Raw genomic sequence first — 18,448 nt, 5'->3', positions numbered from 1 at the left:
CGATGGAGCAAGGGCGTCGTCACACGCTCAGTTGAGCGTAAACTTCTGCGCCGCGGACCCGTTGCAGTCCCAGATCCGCAGCCTCGTGCCGTTGTCGGTCGCGCCGTTGGGGGAGTCGAGGCAGCGGCCGGACTGGGGGTTGAAGAGGGAGCCGTCGGACTGCTGCTGCCAGACCTGGCCGCCGACGCCGTTGCAGTCCCAGAGTTCCACCTCGGTGCCGTTGGCCGTGCCGTTGCCGATGATGTCGAGGCAGCGGCCGATCGTGCTGAGGGAGCCGTTGGTGTGGTGGGTCCAGTACTGGTCCTCCGCGTAGGACTGGCAGTTCCAGAGCTGGACCGCGGAGCCGTCGGTGCCGGTGTCGTCGGCCGCGACGTCGACGCACTGGCCGCCCGGCCCGGTGATCGTGCCCTGGGGGCCGTTGGGGATGTTCGTCTCGCCGGAGTAGCCGACGGAGACGACGTTCGCCTGGACGGCGTCCTCGGCGGCGTCGGTCGGGTAGCCGGAGACCATCACGCCCTCGAAGAACGTCCCCATGTTCCGGTTGCTGTTGTCGCCGCCGGTGCCCAGGATGATGCCGCCCTCCTGCTGCATCGGCATGTAGCCGCCTCTGGTCGGCAGCGATCCGTTCCACCATGTCGACAGACCGCCGGACTGCGAGTTGCCGCCCTTCAGGGCGTACGTCGTCTGCCCGTTGTTCTTCAGCACGGCGGTGACGAAGGTGCTGTTGTTCCCGGCGTTGGCGGTGTTGGAGCCGTTGTCGCCCTGGAACATGCCGTTCTCCATGTCCGCCTCGACCCAGGGGCCCGAGCCGGTGCACGGTGCGAAGTAGCAGGTGGTCGCGATGGACACGGCGTCCATGTGGCCGTTGCCGGTGTCGGCCGCGGTGGACTCGGCGTTGCCGTAGTCGAAGCAGCAGTCGGAGCCGACGTGGGTGCCGCTGGCCACCATGTACGCGCCCTCGGGCTGGCCGTTGACCGCGGTGCCGGACGCGGCGCCGTTCGAGCGGTAGCCGACGCCCGGTGAGATCCAGATGCCGTACGCCTTGTGACCGCCGGCGGTGACGGCGAGTTCGCTCGCGTCGGCGCCCCGGTCCGCGCTGCCCGCGGTGCCGGCCGGCCCCGGGTCGAGGTCGTTGTGCCGGGGCGACTGGTCGTAGACCTTGCTGATGCTGCACGTGGTGTCCGCGCAGAACGAGTCCTGCGTGGCGGCGTTCGCGTAACCGCCCTGCGCCAGCAGCCCGATGTCGGTCTTGGCCCCGTCGGAGGCCCGGGTCACCTGGTACAGCGGGCCGTTGTACGAGGCGTAGAGGGCGCGGGTGGTGCTGTGCGCGGCCACGCACGGGGTGCCCGCGGCGGCGTAGATGTCGCACGGCAGCGAGTCGGCGGCGTGCGCCGACGTGCCGGGCAGGCTGATCAGCACGCCGACCACGAGCGCGAGCGCAGCGACGGCCGACAGCAGGATTCCGCGCAACCGGGGGACATGTCCTCGTCCCACGGCCGCGGTTGGGTCAGTGTGCATGGCGCGCTCCTGTGGTGGGGGGTGGTGGGAGCTTGCTTCAACATGACGCTACGGCAGCCGAGTTCAGCCGCGGTCCGGCTTCCGGCGGCTCGCTGGGAACGTACGCGCGCTGATTGGTTGGGTCAACATTTGTTGCTTTCATTTTTCTGAGAGCGCGTTCACCTGTCCGAATCTGTGCGTTTCTCGGCGGCGGAATTCCGGCGCGGTGCCCTCCCGGCGGCAACGCTCCCCGAGGTCAGGGGCGTTGGGGGCGGACCAGGCCGGATTCGTAGGCGGCCACGACGAGTTGGGCGCGGTCGTGGGCCGCGAGTTTGGCCATGGTGTGGTTGATATGTGTCTTCACGGTGAGCGGGCTGACCCCGAGGCGGGCGGCGATCGCGTCGTTGGTGAGGCCGCCGGCGACCTCGATCAGGACCTCGCGCTCGCGGGAGGTGAGCGTGTCCAGACCCGGCACGGTGCGCGGTTCGTCATCGACGCCGTGCTGCTGGGCGACGAACCGGGAGATCAGGCTCTTCGTGGCGGCGGGGGAGAGCAGCGCCTCACCCTTGGCCACGGTGCGGATCGCGCTGAGCAGCTCGTCCGGCTCGGCGCCCTTCCCGAGGAACCCGGAGGCGCCGGCGAGGATCGCCCGCACCACGTACTCGTCCGCCTCGAAGGTGGTCAGCACCAGCACCGCGATCCTGGCGAGTTCGGGGTCGGCGAGGATCTCCCGGGTGGCCGCGATCCCGTCGGTGCCCGGCATCCGGATGTCCATCAGCACCACGTCCGGCCGCTCGGCCCGCACCAGCCGGACGGCCTCGGCCCCGTCCACCGCCTCGCCCACCACGACCATGTCCGGCTCGGACTCCACCAGCATGCGCAACGCGCCCCGTAGCAACGCCTGGTCGTCGGCGAGCAGCACCTTCACGACGCCGAGCGGGGGAACGTCACCGTTGCCAAGGGTCGTCGCCATACGGCCAGGTTACGGGGACGGCGTCGCCGCACCGTGCGGGGGCACCGCCAGCGGCAGCCGGACCGAGACGCGGAAGCCGCCGCCGGGCCGGGCGCCGGTGCGGCAGACCCCGCCGAGCGCGGAGGCGCGTTCGTGCATGCCGAGCAGGCCGTGGCCGCCCCCCGCTCCTCCCGCGCCGCCCCCCGCTCCTCCCGCGCCCGTGCCGCGCGCCGAAGCACCCGCGTCCGGGCCGCCCGCCGCCGTACGCACGCGCTCCGGCGCCCCGCCGCGCGCCTCCTCCGGCCCGCCGCGGTCCCGCGCCACGCCGGCGTCCTGCTCCGGCGCCATCCCGCCGAACAGCGGTGACGCCGGCCCGGCCGCGGCACCGGGCGCGCCGTCGTCGTCCACCACGACCCGCAGCTCCCCGCCGGCCCGGCTGATCCGCACCACCGCGCCCGCCTGCGGCCCGGCGTGCTTCTGCACGTTGGTCAGCGACTCCTGGATCACCCGGTACGCGGTCAGGTCCACGGACGCGGGCAGCGCGGGCGGCTCCGCCCCGTCCGGCCCCTGGCCCTCGCACTCGACCGCGACCCGCAGCCCCGCCCGCCGGAAACCGTCCAGCAACTGGTCCAGCACCGCCAGCCCCGGCGCCGGCTCCATCGGCGCCTCGGGCTCGCCGGACTGCCGCAGCAGCCCCACGGTGGTGCGCAGTTCGGCCAGCGCGGTCCGGCTCGCCTCGCGGACGTGGGCGAGGGCCTGCTTGGCCTGGTCCGGGCGGGAGTCCATGACATGCGCGGCCACGCCCGCCTGGACGTTGACCAGCGCGATGTGGTGGGCGACGACGTCGTGCAGCTCGCGGGCGATCCGCATCCGCTCCTCGGCGACCCGCCGCCGCGCCTCCTGCTCCCGGCTGCGCTCGGCCCGCTCCGCGCGCTCCTCGATCGCGGTGATGTACGCCCGGCGGCTGCGCACCGCGTCACCGGCCGCGGCCGCCATCCCGGTCCACGCGAAGACCGCGAAGTTCGCCTGGCCGTACCAGGGGCCGTTGCCGAAGGACATCGCGAGCGCGGTCAGCCCGACGCAGACCGCGAGACCGGTCAGCCACGTGGTGTGCCGGTCGGTACGGGCCGCGACCGTGAACAGCGCCATCGCCGCCGCCAGGATCACCGGGACCCGGCCGTCGGCCGGGCGCAGCGCGGTGAACACGGCGCACAACGCGCAGGTGAAGGCGAGCACCGACCACGGGGCGCGGCGGCGCAGGCTCAGCGACGCGCAGGCGGGCGCGGCCAGCCCGACGTCCACCGGGCTCAGCTGGTAGGTGTCCGCGCCCAGCACGCTGCCCAGCAGGATCACCACGAAGACGGCTGCCGCCAGCCCGGCGTCGGCCGTGGTCTGGTGGGCCCGCAGCCACTGCCACGGTGCGAGGACTCCCGATGGGTACTGCACGGTAAGCAACGGTAATACCCCCTGCGGGGTGCCTGGCGGTCTCGAGCTTCTTCCGCGGAAGGAGCCGCACACACGCAGGGGCGCGGGGAACTGCGCGGTCAGCCACGTCGCGGCCCCGCGGGTCGTCACCGACCCGAAGGGGCTGTTGCTGTCGTGTCCGGACCACCGGCCGGTGGCCGGTTGCCCGCGCAGTTCCCCGCGCCCCTGTTGGGCACCGTTGTGACGGCCGAACTGCCCCGGAGGGCTATCCCGGGATGAGGCCGTCGTCGTTGAGCATGTCGCGGACCGTCTCCAGGGTGGCGTCCGGTGCCGGGAGGATCAGCTCCGACGGCATCAGGGCGTCGTCGGGGAGAGGTTCACCGAAGCCGCGGACGCCGTCGAGGAGGGCGCTGAGGGTTCGGCGGAAAGCGGGCTCGTCGCCGGACTGGACGGCGGCGAGCAGTTCGGTGTCGAGCTTGTTGAGCGCGGTGAGATGGGAGTCCTCCACCTGCACCTGGCCCTCCCCCATGATCCGTACGATCACGACGGCCTCCTCCGTAAGGCTCGGTAGGGCGACTAGTTCTTGTCGAACCGGGGCGTGTCCTGGGGCTGCCCCTGGGTGCCCTGGCCGTTCTGACCGCCCTCGATCGCCGGGGTGCTGCCACTGCCGCCGGCCAGCTCCGCCTTCATCCGCTGGAGTTCCAGCTCGACGTCGCTGCCGCCGGAGAGCCGGTCCAGCTCCGCCTGGAGGTCGTCCTTGGCGAGGCCGCTCGGGTCGTCCAGGGCGCCGGAGGCCATCAGCTCGTCGAGGGCACCGGCCCGCGCGCGCAGCTGCTCGGTCTTGTCCTCGGCACGCTGGATCGCCATGCCGACGTCGCCCATCTCCTCGGAGATACCCGAGAAGGCCTCGCCGATCTGCGTCTGCGCCTGGGCCGCGGTGTACGTGGCCTTGATGGTCTCCTTCTTCGTGCGGAAGGCGTCCACCTTGGCCTGCAGCCGCTGGGAGGCGAGCGTGAGCTTCTCCTCCTCGCCCTGGAGCTGGGTGTGCTGCGTCTCCAGGTCGGTGACCTGCTGCTGGAGCGCGGCCCGGCGGGACAGCGCCTCGCGGGCCAGATCCTCCCGGCCGAGCGCGAGCGCCTTGCGGCCCTGGTCCTCGTAGGTGGATGACTTCTTGTTCAGCTCGTTGAGCTGCAATTCCAGCCGCTTGCGGGACGTGGCCACGTCGGCCACTCCTCGGCGCACCTTCTGAAGCAGCTCAAGCTGCTTCTGGTACGAGTAGTCGAGGGTCTCGCGCGGGTCCTCGGCCCGGTCCAGGGCCTTGTTGGCCTTCGCGCGGAAGATCATTCCCATCCGCTTCATGACACCGCTCATGGGCCTCGCGCGCCCCCTTCTCGGCAACTGCTCCAGCACCTCTACAGACCCCAGCCTACGGGCCTTGGTTCCATTACCGCACTGTTCGGGATCGGATGCGGTCATCCGTAGGGACGATCACGGTTCGGTGACCTAGGGCCCAAGGAGTACGTGAGGGGCTGGGGTGCGGCGCCGGAACCACGTAACCTGGGAGATGTGTTCCGACGTCGTTCCCATGATGAGCAGGCCCAGAGCGCCAGTAACACGGCGCTGCTGGAGGACCAGTCGCGTGACCCGCAGGCTCCCAAGGGCCGCCCCACGCCCAAGCGAAGCGAGGCGCAGAGCCAGCGCCGTAAGGCGGTGAGTACGCCCACCGACCGGAAGTCGGCGGCGAAGCAGGCCCGGGAGTCCCGCAGGGTCGACATGGCCAAGCAGCGCCAGGCGCTGGCCGGAGGCGACGAGCGCTACCTGCCGCCGCGCGACAAGGGACCGGTGCGCAAGTTCGTCCGGGACTACGTCGACTCCCGCTACCGCGTCGCGGAGTTCTTCCTGCCGCTGGCGGTCGTGATCCTGGTGCTGAGCATCGCCGGCTCCATGCAGGACCTGTCGCTGCTGCTGTGGCTGGTCGTGATCGTGGCGATCGTGATCGACTCGGTGGTCACCAGCGTGCTGCTGCGCCGCCAGCTCCGGCTGCGGTTCGCGGACAAGAACACCAAGGGCGCGACCGCCTACGCACTGATGCGGACCCTCCAGATGCGGCGGCTGCGGCTGCCGAAGCCGCAGGTCAGCCGCGGCACCAAACTCTGACCGGAGGGCACGGGGGCCCGGCGGGGTACGACTACGGATACGGCGACGGCGCGCCCGGCGGTATGCCCGGAGGCGCCGCCGGGCCGCTTGGCGGGCCGGCCGGTTCCGGCGACGGGTCGGGGGCCCGTGACGGGTTCGACACGGGGTTCGGCCGAGGCGGCGGGCCGGGACCGGCACTTCCGGGCGGACCCGGCTCGGGCGGCTTCACCGGCGGCGCCGACAACTGGCTGGCCGGGCTCGGCGGACTGCGGAACACCGTCCGCCAGGAGCTGGTCGCCCGCCAGCTCGACGAGCAGCTGGACGCGTGCTTCCCGCAACCGGCCGGCGCGCACGCCCGGCGCCGGCTGCGGGTGCTGGACATCGGCCCCGGCCAGGGCACCCAGTCGCTGCGGCTGGCCCGGCTCGGCCACCTGGTCACCGGCCTGGAGTCCGACCCGGCGATGCTGGCCGCGCTCCACCAGGCGGTCGCGGCCGAGCCCGCGGACGTCCGCGAGCGCTTCGTGCTGCTGCGCGGCGACGGTCGCGAGACCGGCCGGCACTTCGGCCCCGCCTGCTTCGACGTGGTGCTCTGCCACGGCGTGCTGATGTACGTCCCCGACCCCGAGCCGCTGCTCGCCGCGCTGGCCCGCGTGCTCACCCCGGGCGGCCTGCTGTCCCTGCTGGTGCGCAACGGTGACGCGCTCGCCATGCGCCCGGGCCTGTTCGGCGACTGGACGGCCGCGCTGGGCGCCTTCGGCTCCGACGCGTACACCAACCGGCTCGGCCTGGCCACCCGCGCCGACCGCCGCGCGGCACTGACCGCGGTGCTCGACGGCATCGGGGTGCCGCTTCGCGCCTGGTACGGCGTGCGGATCTTCACCGACAGCGCCCCCGACCAGGCGCTGATCCCGCCCGACCCGCACGAGCTGGACCTGCTGCTGGCGGCCGAGGAGCAGGCGGGCCGGACCGACCCGTACCGCGCGGTGGCGGCGCTGCTGCACCTGTGCGGGGTACGGGGCTGAGCGGGGTACGGGGCTGAGCGGAGCGCCGCGCTGAGCTGCGTACCGCGCCGAGCGGTCATACGACCCGATTGGCGGTCCGGGCCGCGCCACGGGACTTCGCGAAAGCGACAATTCGGGCATGAGTCGATCGCGCAACGACCACCGCCGCCACCGTTTCCTGCTGCCCGTCACCGGTACCGCCGTGGCGTGCACCGCCGTCCTGCTCGCCTCCGGGTGCAGTCCCGCGCCCCGCGCCGCGTCCGACGCCGGCCCCGGTGCACCCGTCGCCAAGGCCGCGGTGGACAAGGCCGGCTCCTCGGACGCCCTGCAGAACGCCTACCAGAGCACCGTCAAGAACGTGCTGCCCTCGGTCGTCCAGATCACCACCAAGCAGGACCTCGGGTCCGGCGTCGTCTACGACAGCAAGGGCGACATCGTCACCAACGCGCACGTCATCGGGAACGCCACCTCGTTCCAGGTGTCGCTGGCCACCGGTGGCAGCCCGCTGGCCGCCAGGCTCGTGTCGTCCTATCCCGCGGGCGACCTCGCCGTCATCCGGCTCTCCTCGGTGCCCAAGGGACTCAAGCCGGCCACCTTCGCGCCGGGCGGCACCGCCGCCGTCGGGGAGATCGTGCTCGCCATGGGCAACCCGCTCGGCCTGTCCAGCAGCGTCACCCAGGGCATCGTCTCCGCGACGGGGCGCACCGTCAGCGAGAGCGGTTCCGACGGCTCCAGCGGCTCCAGCGGCGGCACCGGGGCCACCATCCCCGACATGGTGCAGACGTCCGCGGCGATCAACCCCGGCAACAGCGGCGGCGCGCTGGTCAACCTCGACAACCAGGTGATCGGCATCCCCACCCTCGCCGCCACCGACCCCCAGCTCGGCAGCGGCGCGGCGCCCGGGATCGGGTTCGCCATCCCCTCCTCCGCGGTCAAGCGGATCGCCGACCAGATCATCAAGAGCGGCAAGGTCACCGACTCCGGGCGGGCCGCGCTCGACGTGACCGTCCGCGGGGTCGTCGGATCGAACTTCCAGCCGGCCGGCGCGGCGATCGTCAGCGCGACGAAGGGCGGCGCCGCCGCGAAGGCCGGGCTGAAGGCCGGGGACGTGATCACGAAGGTCGGCTCCACACCGATCACCACGGTGCAATCGCTGACCGAGGCGCTGGCGGCGCTCAAGCCGGGCGACAAGGTCAAGGTCACGTATGTGCGGGACTCCAGCACGAAGACGGCCGAGGTCACCCTCGGGTCATTGACCTGACCTGACCTGACCTGACCGGACCCGCCCGAATGCCCCGTCCCGTGCGTTCCGGGACCTTCCGGTGGGTGCGCGGCCGGCCACCCGGGGACCGGAAGGTCCCGGCACATCCGCGACCGGGCAACCCGGGGGGCCCGTTACGGCTCGTCCGTCGCCGCTTCGTCGGTTGGCGAGGAGAGGCTCATGGGGCCGTAGACGCGGGTGCCGTCCTCGAAGAGGGTGACCTGGTCGGCGCCGCCGGCGGCAAGCTCTTTCCAGACCTCGCCGACCCACGACTCGGCGTCGCCCTGGGTGGGGAACTCCTCCGGCTGCACCGCGGGCTCCACCTCGGTGCCGTCAGCCGCCTCGAACCGCCACGTCCACGCCATGTGCTTCTCCTCGGTCCGGGAAATGGAGGACAGTGCCCAGGAAGCGTATCGGCACGATTCGCCGGGGCATCGATGATCCTTCCAGCGCGCCCCGGAGCCGTCGAGAGGGCGCCCCGAAGTCGCCACGCGCCAGGGTGCCCCGGGCGTCGTACGGCAGCCGCTCGGGCGGCCCCCGCGCGCCCGCGCCCGCCGGGCGCGAGACGATCGTCCCGTGGAACTGACTCTGCTCGGCACCGGCGGCCCCGAGGGCCTGCCGGTGCCCGACTGCCCTTGTGCCGCCTGCGCCCTCGCCACGGGGGAGGGGGCGCGCGGCGCCACCTCGGTGCTCGTCGACGGCGTCGTGCTGCTCGACCTGGTCCCGGGGGCCGCGCTCGCCGCGGCCCGCGCCGGACAGACCCTCGGCGGGCTACGCCTCGTACTGCTGTCGCATCCGCACGACGGCCCGCCGGTGGAGATCCCGCCCGGGCTGCCCGCGCCGGCCCGGGTGCCGGACGGGCAGCGGCTGTCGGTGCTGACCGGGCACCGGGTGCGTGCCGTCGCGACCGACGCCCTCGGCACCGGGTACGAGATCGAGTCGCCGCAGGGGCTGCGCGTGCTCTACCTGCCGCCGGGATGCGCCCCGGCGGGCCTCGCGGACAACGGCGACCACGGTGCGGGGGCGGACGCGGTGCCGTACGACATGGTGCTGCTCGACGTGGTCGGGCGGCCCGACGCGCTCGCCCGGCTGCGGGCAGCCGGCGACGTCGCCGGGACCACCGACGTGGTGGCGGTCCACCTCGGCCACGACGCGCCGCCCGGGCCCGAACTCGCCCGCCGCCTCGCCGCGCTCGGTGCCCGCGCGGTGCCCGACGGCACGACCCTGGTCGTCGGCGACTACCAGAACGTCCCCGACCTGCCGCGCCGCACCCTCGTCCTCGGTGGCGCGCGCTCCGGCAAGTCCGCCGAGGCCGAACGGCGCCTCGCCGCCTTCCCCGACATCCTCTACGTCGCCACCGGCGGCACCCGCGACGGCGACGCGGAGTGGGCCGAACGCGTCACCGCGCACCGTGCGCGCCGCCCCGCCGGCTGGCGCACCATCGAGACCTGCGATCTGCTGCCGCTGCTCGCTGACCCCGCGGGGGCGCCGCTGCTCGTGGACTGCCTCTCCCTGTGGCTGACCCACGCGATGGACGCGGCCGGCGCCTGGGACGACGAGACCTGGCACCGGACCGGGGCGGCGGCCGTCCAGGCCGACATCGACGCCCTGCGCGCCGCCTGGCGCGCCACCCGCCGTACGGTCGTCGCCGTCTCCAACGAGGTCGGCTCCGGGGTCGTCCCCGCCACCTCCGCGGGGCGTCGCTTCCGCGACATCCTCGGCCACCTCAACGCCGCTCTTGCGGAGGAGTCCGAGCACGTCCTCCTCATGGTGTCAGGGCTCCCCATCCGCCTCCGCTGACATGCTGCCCCTGACCCCCCGGGATGCCCGGTGCTGTCGGCACAGGGACCACCTGTCGGTGGGCGGTCCCTCAACCGACAGAACACAGCAGCCTGGAGGGTCCGCGCGGCCAAGCGCAGCGGACCGGTACTGTTCGGCGGGTGAGTGGGATTGAGATGGACGACTTCGGGGCCCTGGTGGAGCGACCGGACGCGGGTGTGCGCCGGGACTCGCAGGAACGCTGGAGCGGGCTGGTGCAGCCGTCCGGCGGGCTGGGGAAGGTCGCCGAACTGGCGGACTGGCTCGCCGCGGTGCAGGGGCAGGTGGTGGCGCGGCCGATCACCCGGCCGCGCGCGCTGGTCTTCGCCGCGGACCACGGCGTCGCGTCGCTGGACGTGTCGGCGCGGCCCGCGGGCAGCGTCGCGGAGCTGGTACGGGCCGCCCTCGACGGCACCTCGCCCGCCGCGATCCTGGCCCGGCAGTACGGCGCGGAACTGCGCATCGTGGACATGGCGGTCGACTGCGACCCGGCGGAGCTGCCCGCACCGGTCACCGCGCACCGGGTACGGCGCGGCTCGGGCCGGCTCGACATCGAGGACGCGCTGAGCCCCGAGGAGACGGAGAAGGCGTTCCGCTCCGGGCTGGCGCTGGCCGACGAGGAGGCCGACTCCGGTACGGACCTCGTGCTCCTGGGTGACCTCAGCGTCGGCGGCACCACGGCCGCGGGTGTGCTCATCGCCGCGCTCTGCGGCACCGACGCCTCCGTGGTGACCGGGCGGGGGTCCGGCATCGACGACCTCGCCTGGATGCGGAAGTGCGCGGCGATCCGGGACGGGTTGCGCCGTGCGCGGCCCGTACTCGGGGATCAGCTCGCGCTGCTCGGGGCGGTCGGCGGGGCCGACTTCGCCGCGATCACCGGGTTCTTGCTGCAGTCCGCGGTGCGTAAGCTGCCTGTCGTTCTCGACGGTGTGGTCAGCGCGGCCTGCGCGCTGGTCGCCCAGCGGGTCGCCTTCCGCGCGCCCGACTGGTGGGTGGCCGGGGCCGGCACGGGTGAGGCCGGGCAGGCCAAGGCGCTCGACCGGGTGTCCCTCGAACCTCTCCTCGACCGTGCCGTGGCCGTCGGTGGAGCCGCCGGCTCCCTCCTGGCGCTCCCCCTCCTCCAGGCCGCAGCCGCACTTTCCGCCGGGCTCGGACCCTCCGAAGAGCCCCAGCCCGTCGACTGAGGGACCTCGCGGCCCGTCGTGGCTGGTCCCTGAGCCGACAGATCCGGGGCGCCCGGGGGGTCCGGGGCACCCTCAGGGCAACGTGCGGGAGGGGATGGCCAGTTCGGGTGGCCGCAGACCCCGTAAGCAGAGGAAACCGTCGTTCGTGATGTCGAGCCCCCCGGCGACGGCCACGTCGAGCGCCCACTGGGACTCCGCCGAGACGTGGGTGACGCGGGCGGCCTCGCCGGGCGGGGTCGCGACGAGTGCCGCGGTGAGCAGGCGGGTCGCGAGGCGGCGGGAGGTCGCCGCGAGCGCCTCGACATGCCCGCCGCGGGAGTAGCAGTAGCCGCTGCCCGCGAGATCGTCCACGACGAACAGGGCGTTGTGCCGCAGGAGTTCCTCGTGGTCGGGGCCGTGCGCCCCGCCCCGGGTGCGCCGGTCGACGGAGTCCATCAGATCGCGGTGCCGTTCGGTGCCCTGGTGGACGGCGCCGTCCAGCGGGTCGAGCCCGGCGGTGTCCACCCGCCCCGACAGCCGCAGCGTCGGATGCAGGGTCAGCCCCGCGCGCCGCAGCGTCCGCGCGGCCACCGGATCGCTCGGCGCGCACGCGATCCCGCGCAGGCAGGCCCGCCCGTAGTGCAGCGCCCGCGCCAGCAGCGCCTTGCCGACCTCCTTGCCCTGCGCGCCCGGCACGACCGCGAGCAGCGACAGCGCCCACGTGCCCTCGCGCCGCGACGACAGCACGGTGCCCACCGGCCCGGCCGTCTCGTCCTCGACGATCCAGCACCCGCCGGGGTCGCACCTGGCCAGATGCCGCGTGCGGCTGTCCTGCCGCGCGGCCCGTGCCGCGTCGTCCGTGGCCGGCCCGCCGTCATCCAGGGACCGCGGCACGCCGAACGCGGCCGCCGCGATCTCCCGTACGACCCCGGCGTCCTGCGCGTCATCGCGTACGGGGCGAAGAATCACCGTTCGACTTTACGATACGTCAGAGACCGCCGGTTCAGGGCTGTTCACGGGCGCCTGGCGCGGACGGAGCGCACGGACCGTGGCCCGCGCGATCAGGGGCGTGCCCAGGGCCGCGGGCAGGACCCAGGCGACGATCGACCCCAGCCCCAGGTTCACGACGAGGAACGCCGTGACGAACGAGATGTAGGAACTGCACATCAGGTTGATGTGCCAGATCAGCCAGCCGCTGAAGGCCGCACGCCGCACCCACCAGCCGGCCAGTGCCGCTGCCCAGGTCAGCGCGCCGATCACGCCGAGCCACCACAGCGAGGGCCGGTAGGCGACCAGGCCGAACGCGCTCAGGCACAGTGCGCCGGTCAGAACCTGGTAGGCCCGGCCGAGAAGCGGATGGCGCCCCGGGCGCTTGGGCGCGAGCATCGCGGCCGGCCCCACCAGCAGCCCGAGGCTGCCGGACACGACATGGACCACCAGCACGACAGCATGCATGAAAGCTCCCCCATATGCCACAGTGGACTGTGTCGACCAGACAAACACCGTCCACTGTGGACTGTCAAGGGAGATGTGCGTGACGCGGACCGACCTCAACCCGACGGCCGCCTCGCTCCTCGGCTTCCTGCACGCGGGCGAGGCGAGCGGCTATGAACTGCTGGGATTCGCCGAGGCGTTCATCGGGGACTTCTGGAGCCTGACGCGCAGCCAGGTGTACCGGGAACTCGGCGCGCTCGACGAACGCGGCCTCGTCGTCGCCGGAGCCACCGGGACGCGCTCGCGGCGCCCGTACACCCTCACGGATGCCGGGCGGGAGGCTTTCGCGGAGTGGATGGCGCAGCCACCGGAGACCGAGCAGATCCGGTACCCGCTGCTGCTGACGCTGGCGTTCGGCGCGCATCTCGACACCGGCAGGCTGCTCGAGTACGTCGAGCGGCACCGCGCGGCCCACGAGCAGCGGCTCGCCGGATACCTCGACGCGGAGAAGCAGGGCGGCCTCGATCCGTACCAGCGCGCCACGATGCGCTTCGGCATCCACTACGAGCGGGCCGCGCTCGCCTGGATGAGTGAACTGCCGGACATCCTCGCGGAAGTGCCGGAAGTGCCGGAAGTGCCGGAAGTGCCGGAAGTGCCGGAAGTGCGGCGCTGAGCGTGCGGCGGCCCCGGCGGCGGAGGTGCGCCGGCCGGGGCCGTCGGGTGCTCGGGCCCGTTCGGGCGCGGGCGGGGGTGCGGGGCGGGTGCGTTACGGCAGGGCCAGCATCTGCTCCAGCGCCAGCTTGGCGAAGTGCTCGGTCTCCGCGTCGACCTGGATGCGGTTGACCAGCTTGCCGTCGGCCAGGGACTCCAGGGTCCAGACCAGGTGGGGCAGGTCGATGCGGTTCATGGTGGAGCAGAAGCAGACGGTCTTGTCGAGGAAGACGATCTGCTTGTCGGGGTGGGCGGCGGCCAGGCGTCGGACGAGGTTGAGCTCGGTGCCCAGGGCCCACGCGGAGCCCGCGGGCGCCTCGTCGAGCATCTTGATGATGTGCTCGGTGGAGCCGACGTAGTCCGCCGCGGTGACGACCTCGTGCTTGCACTCGGGGTGCACCAGGACGTTGACCCCGGGTATGCGGGCCCGGACGTCCTCGACCGACTCCAGCGAGAACCGGCCGTGCACCGAGCAGTGCCCGCGCCACAGGATCATCTTCGCGGCCCGCAACTGCTCGGCGGTGAGGCCGCCGCCGGGCTTGTGCGGGTTGTAGACCACGCAGTCGTCGAGCGACAGGCCCATGTCGCGTACCGCGGTGTTGCGGCCGAGGTGCTGGTCGGGCAGGAAGAGCACCTTCTCGCCCTGCTCGAACGCCCACTCCAACGCGCGCCGGGCGTTGGACGAGGTGCAGATGGTGCCGCCGTGCCGGCCGGTGAACGCCTTGATGTCCGCCGAGGAGTTCATGTACGACACCGGGACCGTGACATCGGCGACACCGGCGTCGGCGAGGACGTCCCAGCACTCGGCGACCTGCTCGGCGGTGGCCATGTCGGCCATCGAGCAGCCGGCCGCGAGGTCCGGGAGGATCACCTGCTGGGCGTCCGAGGTGAGGATGTCCGCGGACTCGGCCATGAAGTGCACGCCGCAGAAGACGATGTACTCGGCGTCGGGCCGGGCGGCCGCGTCGCGGGCGAGCTTGAAGGAGTCGCCGGTGACGTCCGCGAACTCGATGACCTCGTCGCGCTGGTAGTGGTGGCCGAGGATGAAGACCTTCTCGCCCAGCCGGGCCTTGGCGGCCCGTGCCCGCGCCACCAGGTCGGGGTCGGACGGCGCGGGCAGGTCGCCCGGGCACTCCACGCCGCGCTCGCTGCGCGGGTCGGACTCGCGGCCGAGCAGCAGTAGGGCCAGTGGCGTGGGCCGGACGTCCAGGGGCTCCGTCGGGACAGTCGGCGTTTGTGTGGTGGTCACGGGCCCGTAGCCCTTTCTTCGCAGCGCGCAGACCTTCTCGTCTACTTGACGTTATCTATCATAACCCGTTCGTGTCAGATTGACGATGCCGGTTTCGTCAGTGTGACGCATACCGCTGGTCATCCCTTGGGCGTGTGCGAACATGGAGGGACGAGTGAGGAAGAAGTCGCCACGGACCCGGAATGAATCCGAATAGGCGTCGGTTAGGCATCGATAGCCAGCAGTCCGTACAACCCGGGAGTGAAGCACATGACGGTTCAGGACGAGACCACCACGACGGACGGCATCCTCCTGTCCGACGCTGCCGCCGCCAAGGTGAAGAGCCTGCTCGAGCAGGAGGGCCGCGAGGACCTCGCCCTGCGGGTCGCCGTCCAGCCCGGCGGCTGCTCGGGCCTGCGCTACCAGCTCTTCTTCGACGAGCGTGCCCTCGACGGCGACGTGGTCAAGGACTTCGGCGGCGTCAAGGTCGTCACCGACCGGATGAGCGCCCCGTACCTGGGCGGCGCCTCCATCGACTTCGTCGACACCATCGAGAAGCAGGGCTTCACGATCGACAACCCGAACGCCACGGGTTCCTGCGCCTGCGGCGACTCCTTCCACTGAGTCGCTGAGTCGCGGATTCCCCCGCGTCGCACAGCAGCGGTCGCACGGAAGCGGCGGCACCCCCCATGGGTGCCGCCGCTTCGTCATGTCCGGCGGGTCGCGGGGCCGGTCAGTGGCCCGCGAGCGGCCGGTCGTTCGAGGCGTCCACCACCTTGCGGTCGCCCAACGGCGCCGCCAGCGTCACCTTCTGGCTCATCGACCGGATGATCATCGGGCACACCGTCCCCTTCGGCTTCGGCGTCGCGACCACCGACACCCGCACCTGGCCGCCGCTCGCGCTCGCCGACGCCTGGTAGGTGTCGCACGCGCCGCCCTCGTAGACGAGCGTGAGGGTGCGGCCCGCGGTGGTGTAGGAGTCGATCGGCACACGGTGCACGGTCCGGCCGCTCGGCGGGTTCGCCGGGTCCGCCGGGCTGGTGGGCAGGATCGGCCCGCCCGGGTTCAGCGACGGCGGGGGAGAGGCCGGGCCGGTGGGCGGCACGCTGCCGGGGCTGCCGCTCGGGCTCGCGATGTAGCGCGGGTCGACCGCGGTCTGCGCCACCACCGAGGTCCGGGTCGCCCCGGCCGGCGCGGTCTGGAAGAGCCAGGCGGGCACCAGCGTCTGGACGCCCGACACGTACTCCAGCGCGAGCCCGAAGGACGCGCCGCGCACCTCGGTCGACTGCCCGCCGCCGCTGCTCGGCACGCAGGGCGACGAGGAGGCACCGCCGGACGTCGTGGAGGTGGCACCGGATTTCGCGCCGGACTTCGCGGACGGCGCCGGTACGGCCCGGCACGGCACGATCCCGCCGTTCACGGCGCCCGGGTGCATGATCGTGGTGGAGGTGTTGAGCTCCTTCAGCGCGGTGGCCGCGCTCACCACCGGGTAGGTGTCGCCCTTCGCGAGGTCCGACAGCCGGCCGAAGCCGTTGCTGATCCGGCCGTCCGCGCCGATCTGCAGCGACGTGGTCCAGCCGTGGGTGGACATCCCGCCCACCCGCGGGTCCGCGCTCACCGTGCGGATCGGGCCGACCGCGGTCGAGGTGTCCACCTTCGCGCCGGACAGCCCGAGCCCCTTGAGCACCGGCGCCGCCACGGCCGCCGCCTTCGCCGCGGGGACCGGGGAGGTGTCGGAACCGCCGGTCCGCGCGCCCGTCGCGGGCGCGCCGCCGGAGGTGTACGTCCAGGTGCCCGGCGCCGTCCTGCTCACCATGAGCGACGGCCTGGCGGCGCCCGCCTCGGCGCCCACCCGCCACGAGCCGTTCTCCGTGCGCACGCTGCCGGGCACCCCCAGCAGCCGGGCGAGGCGCTGCACGTCGGCGGTGGTCACCGCGCCGGACGCGTCGTAGATCGCGGCCTTCTCGGGTCCCTGCGGCAGCGTGCCGGTCAGGTGGTAGAGGTCCGCACCACCGTCGGTCGGCCCCGAGGCGCCCGGCGCGGCGCCGTTCACCGGGGCGTCCATACGGAGCGGGCTGGGGTCGCCCGCGTTGCCACCGCCTCCGCCGCCCGCCGCGGACGCCCACCAGGCGCCACCGCCGCCGACCACGAGTACGGCCGCCGCGACCGCTGCGATGGCCCACCGGGGTTTACGGGTGGGGCGGTCGCCGCTCTCCGGGCTCTCGGCGCTCGCCGCGGGCTGCGTGCCACGGGTGCTGCCTTCGTTGGCGCCGTCGTCGCGTTCCTTGCTCACTGGGTGCTCCTTCGGCTCTGTCGACCGTCAGGTGCACATGGGACGTGGCGGAGCGCGAAGCGGTTCCACCGTTCGGGTGAGGCTGTGGCGGGTGGGGTGCGAAAAGGTGCGAGGTGCGGGAGCGGCGCCCGGTCGGGCGCCTGGTCAGGCGCCGTACTCCGTCATGTCCCGCACGGCGGCGACGGACTTCGGCGGGACGTGGATGCCCGGGGGGCGTAGGCGCGCGGGCTGCGGCGCGGCCGGGGCCGAGTGGCTCCAGTGCTGCGCGGTGCGGTGGCAGTCGCCGAGCAGTTCCGCCATGCTTTCGGGGTTTTCCGTGTACGCGCCGGTGCGAGGAGTACTCATACCTCGACCCTAGGCACGTTCGCGGGGCGGACAAAGGGCTACCAACCGGTAATTTTCGGCCGTCCGCGGTCGTGGCCGGGATTGGCGTTGCCGGCCGGGGGACGGCCTGCCCACCGGGGGGAACCCGGCCATCCACTCCACGGGGACCGGTAGCGTGAGGGGACCTCACCACCGTTTCCCGGGAGTCGCCGTCGTGCGTATCGCCGTAACTGGATCAATCGCCACCGACCATCTGATGACCTTCCCCGGCAAGTTCGCCGATCAGCTCGTCGCGGACCAACTCCACACGGTGTCCCTGTCGTTCCTCGTGGACGCGCTGGACGTACGGCGCGGCGGTGTCGCCGCGAACATCTGCTTCGGCATGGGCCAGCTCGGCACGAAGCCGATCCTGGTCGGCGCGGCCGGCGCCGACTTCGCCGAGTACCGGGCCTGGCTGGAGCGCCACGGCGTGGACACCGACTCGGTGCGGATCTCCGAAGTGCTGCACACCGCCCGCTTCATCTGCACCACCGACGCGGCGCACAACCAGATCGGCTCGTTCTACGCCGGCGCGATGAGCGAGGCGCGGCTGATCGAACTGCACCACGTCGCGGAGCGGACGGGCGGCCTGGACCTGGTGTCCATCGGCGCCGACGATCCGGAGGCGATGATCCGGCACACCCAGGAGTGCCGGACCCGGGACATCCCGTTCGCCGCGGACTTCTCCCAGCAGATCGCCCGGATGAACGGCGACGACATCCGGATTCTGGTCGACGGCGCCGCGTACCTGTTCAACAACGAGTACGAAGCCGGGCTGATCGAGTCCAAGACCGGCTGGAGCGCCGAGGAGATCCTGGACCGGGTGGAGAACCGGGTGACCACGCTCGGCGCCAAGGGCGTGCGGATCGAACGCAAGGGCGAGCAGGACATCGTGGTCGGCTGCGCGCAGGAAGAGGCGAAGGTCGACCCGACCGGCGTCGGCGACGGCTTCCGCGCCGGGTTCCTGTCCGGCCTGTCCTGGGGCGTCGGCCTCGAACGCGCCGCCCAGGTCGGCTGCATGCTCGCCACCCTGGTGATCGAGACCCTCGGCACCCAGGAGTACGAACTGCGCCGCGGCCACTTCATGGAGCGGTTCACGAAGGCGTACGGCGACACGGCCGCGGACGAGGTGCGCGGGCACATCGGCGCCTGACCGTACCCCGCGG

General features: G+C 72.9%; 19 protein-coding genes. 8 read left to right on the top strand and 11 right to left on the bottom strand.

Going from position 1 to position 18,448, the window contains the following annotated elements:
* Positions 1 to 27: 27 nt before the first annotated feature.
* The 5 genes from OG370_RS11180 to OG370_RS11160 form a co-directional block, all read right to left on the bottom strand.
* Positions 28 to 1,518, bottom strand: a complete 1,491-nt coding sequence (locus OG370_RS11180; protein WP_328463119.1) for an arabinofuranosidase catalytic domain-containing protein — start codon at positions 1,516 to 1,518, stop codon at positions 28 to 30.
* A gap of 235 nt (positions 1,519 to 1,753) precedes the next feature.
* Positions 1,754 to 2,470, bottom strand: a complete 717-nt coding sequence (locus OG370_RS11175) for a response regulator transcription factor (protein ID WP_328463117.1) — start codon at positions 2,468 to 2,470, stop codon at positions 1,754 to 1,756.
* Positions 2,471 to 2,479: 9 nt separating this feature from the next.
* Positions 2,480 to 3,895, bottom strand: a complete 1,416-nt coding sequence (locus OG370_RS11170; RefSeq protein WP_328463115.1) for a sensor histidine kinase — start codon at positions 3,893 to 3,895, stop codon at positions 2,480 to 2,482.
* A 244-nt stretch (positions 3,896 to 4,139) separates the two neighbouring features.
* Positions 4,140 to 4,418, bottom strand: coding sequence for a PspA-associated protein PspAA (pspAA, locus tag OG370_RS11165; RefSeq protein WP_328463113.1), 279 nt, complete (start codon positions 4,416 to 4,418; stop codon positions 4,140 to 4,142).
* Between the two features lie 32 nt (positions 4,419 to 4,450).
* A complete protein-coding gene (locus OG370_RS11160; RefSeq protein WP_328463111.1) occupies positions 4,451 to 5,245 on the bottom strand; it encodes a PspA/IM30 family protein in 795 nt (264 codons plus the stop codon).
* Positions 5,246 to 5,440: 195 nt separating this feature from the next.
* Between OG370_RS11160 and OG370_RS11155 the strand changes: the two genes are divergently transcribed.
* The 3 genes from OG370_RS11155 to OG370_RS11145 all read left to right on the top strand — a co-directional run bounded on the left by OG370_RS11155 (position 5,441) and on the right by OG370_RS11145 (position 8,272).
* Entirely contained in the window at positions 5,441 to 6,031 is a 591-nt protein-coding gene (locus tag OG370_RS11155) for a DUF3043 domain-containing protein (protein ID WP_328463110.1), read from the top strand.
* 227 nt (positions 6,032 to 6,258) lie between these two features.
* On the top strand, positions 6,259 to 7,032 hold the full coding sequence (locus tag OG370_RS11150) for a methyltransferase domain-containing protein (protein ID WP_328473996.1): 774 nt from the start codon (positions 6,259 to 6,261) through the stop codon (positions 7,030 to 7,032).
* A 118-nt stretch (positions 7,033 to 7,150) separates the two neighbouring features.
* Entirely contained in the window at positions 7,151 to 8,272 is a 1,122-nt protein-coding gene (locus OG370_RS11145) for a S1C family serine protease (protein ID WP_328463109.1), read from the top strand.
* 134 nt (positions 8,273 to 8,406) lie between these two features.
* On the opposite strand, the gene OG370_RS11140 is transcribed toward OG370_RS11145, so the two are convergent.
* Positions 8,407 to 8,637 (bottom strand): hypothetical protein, encoded by a 231-nt coding sequence (locus tag OG370_RS11140; RefSeq protein WP_328463108.1) that lies wholly within the window; start codon positions 8,635 to 8,637, stop codon positions 8,407 to 8,409.
* A 211-nt stretch (positions 8,638 to 8,848) separates the two neighbouring features.
* On the opposite strand from OG370_RS11140, the gene OG370_RS11135 reads away from it, so the two are divergent.
* On the top strand, positions 8,849 to 10,072 hold the full coding sequence (locus OG370_RS11135; RefSeq protein WP_328463107.1) for a bifunctional adenosylcobinamide kinase/adenosylcobinamide-phosphate guanylyltransferase: 1,224 nt from the start codon (positions 8,849 to 8,851) through the stop codon (positions 10,070 to 10,072).
* Positions 10,073 to 10,212: 140 nt separating this feature from the next.
* The gene (locus OG370_RS11130; protein ID WP_328463106.1) at positions 10,213 to 11,274 is read left to right on the top strand and encodes a nicotinate-nucleotide--dimethylbenzimidazole phosphoribosyltransferase; all 1,062 of its coding nucleotides are present in this window, start codon (positions 10,213 to 10,215) and stop codon (positions 11,272 to 11,274) included.
* 72 nt (positions 11,275 to 11,346) lie between these two features.
* On the opposite strand, the gene OG370_RS11125 is transcribed toward OG370_RS11130, so the two are convergent.
* Together OG370_RS11125 and OG370_RS11120 are read right to left on the bottom strand one after the other, a co-directional pair.
* On the bottom strand, positions 11,347 to 12,222 hold the full coding sequence (locus OG370_RS11125) for a GNAT family N-acetyltransferase (protein WP_328463105.1): 876 nt from the start codon (positions 12,220 to 12,222) through the stop codon (positions 11,347 to 11,349).
* A gap of 9 nt (positions 12,223 to 12,231) precedes the next feature.
* Complete coding sequence (locus OG370_RS11120; RefSeq protein ID WP_328463104.1) at positions 12,232 to 12,708, bottom strand: hypothetical protein; 477 nt, start codon at positions 12,706 to 12,708, stop codon at positions 12,232 to 12,234.
* Between the two features lie 79 nt (positions 12,709 to 12,787).
* On the opposite strand from OG370_RS11120, the gene OG370_RS11115 reads away from it, so the two are divergent.
* A complete protein-coding gene (locus OG370_RS11115) occupies positions 12,788 to 13,360 on the top strand; it encodes a PadR family transcriptional regulator (protein WP_328463103.1) in 573 nt (190 codons plus the stop codon).
* 93 nt (positions 13,361 to 13,453) lie between these two features.
* Here the strand turns inward: OG370_RS11115 and nadA are convergent, their stop codons facing one another.
* On the bottom strand, positions 13,454 to 14,647 hold the full coding sequence (gene nadA / locus OG370_RS11110; protein WP_328463101.1) for a quinolinate synthase NadA: 1,194 nt from the start codon (positions 14,645 to 14,647) through the stop codon (positions 13,454 to 13,456).
* A gap of 249 nt (positions 14,648 to 14,896) precedes the next feature.
* On the opposite strand from nadA, the gene OG370_RS11105 reads away from it, so the two are divergent.
* Positions 14,897 to 15,250 carry a HesB/IscA family protein gene (locus OG370_RS11105; protein ID WP_328463099.1) on the top strand — a complete coding sequence of 118 codons (354 nt, stop codon included), beginning with the start codon at positions 14,897 to 14,899 and terminating at the stop codon, positions 15,248 to 15,250.
* Positions 15,251 to 15,359: 109 nt separating this feature from the next.
* On the opposite strand, the gene OG370_RS11100 is transcribed toward OG370_RS11105, so the two are convergent.
* The gene (locus tag OG370_RS11100; RefSeq protein WP_328463098.1) at positions 15,360 to 16,919 is read right to left on the bottom strand and encodes a hypothetical protein; all 1,560 of its coding nucleotides are present in this window, start codon (positions 16,917 to 16,919) and stop codon (positions 15,360 to 15,362) included.
* 144 nt (positions 16,920 to 17,063) lie between these two features.
* On the bottom strand, positions 17,064 to 17,264 hold the full coding sequence (locus OG370_RS11095) for a hypothetical protein (RefSeq protein WP_328463097.1): 201 nt from the start codon (positions 17,262 to 17,264) through the stop codon (positions 17,064 to 17,066).
* 193 nt (positions 17,265 to 17,457) lie between these two features.
* Between OG370_RS11095 and OG370_RS11090 the strand changes: the two genes are divergently transcribed.
* Positions 17,458 to 18,435, top strand: a complete 978-nt coding sequence (locus OG370_RS11090) for a carbohydrate kinase family protein (protein WP_328463096.1) — start codon at positions 17,458 to 17,460, stop codon at positions 18,433 to 18,435.
* Positions 18,436 to 18,448 lie beyond the last annotated feature (13 nt).

The organism is Streptomyces sp. NBC_00448, from assembly GCF_036014115.1.
Lineage (GTDB): Bacteria > Actinomycetota > Actinomycetes > Streptomycetales > Streptomycetaceae > Actinacidiphila.
The sequence above is the reverse complement of the archived record's forward strand: the minus strand, read 5'-3'. Positions and strand labels throughout refer to the sequence as shown.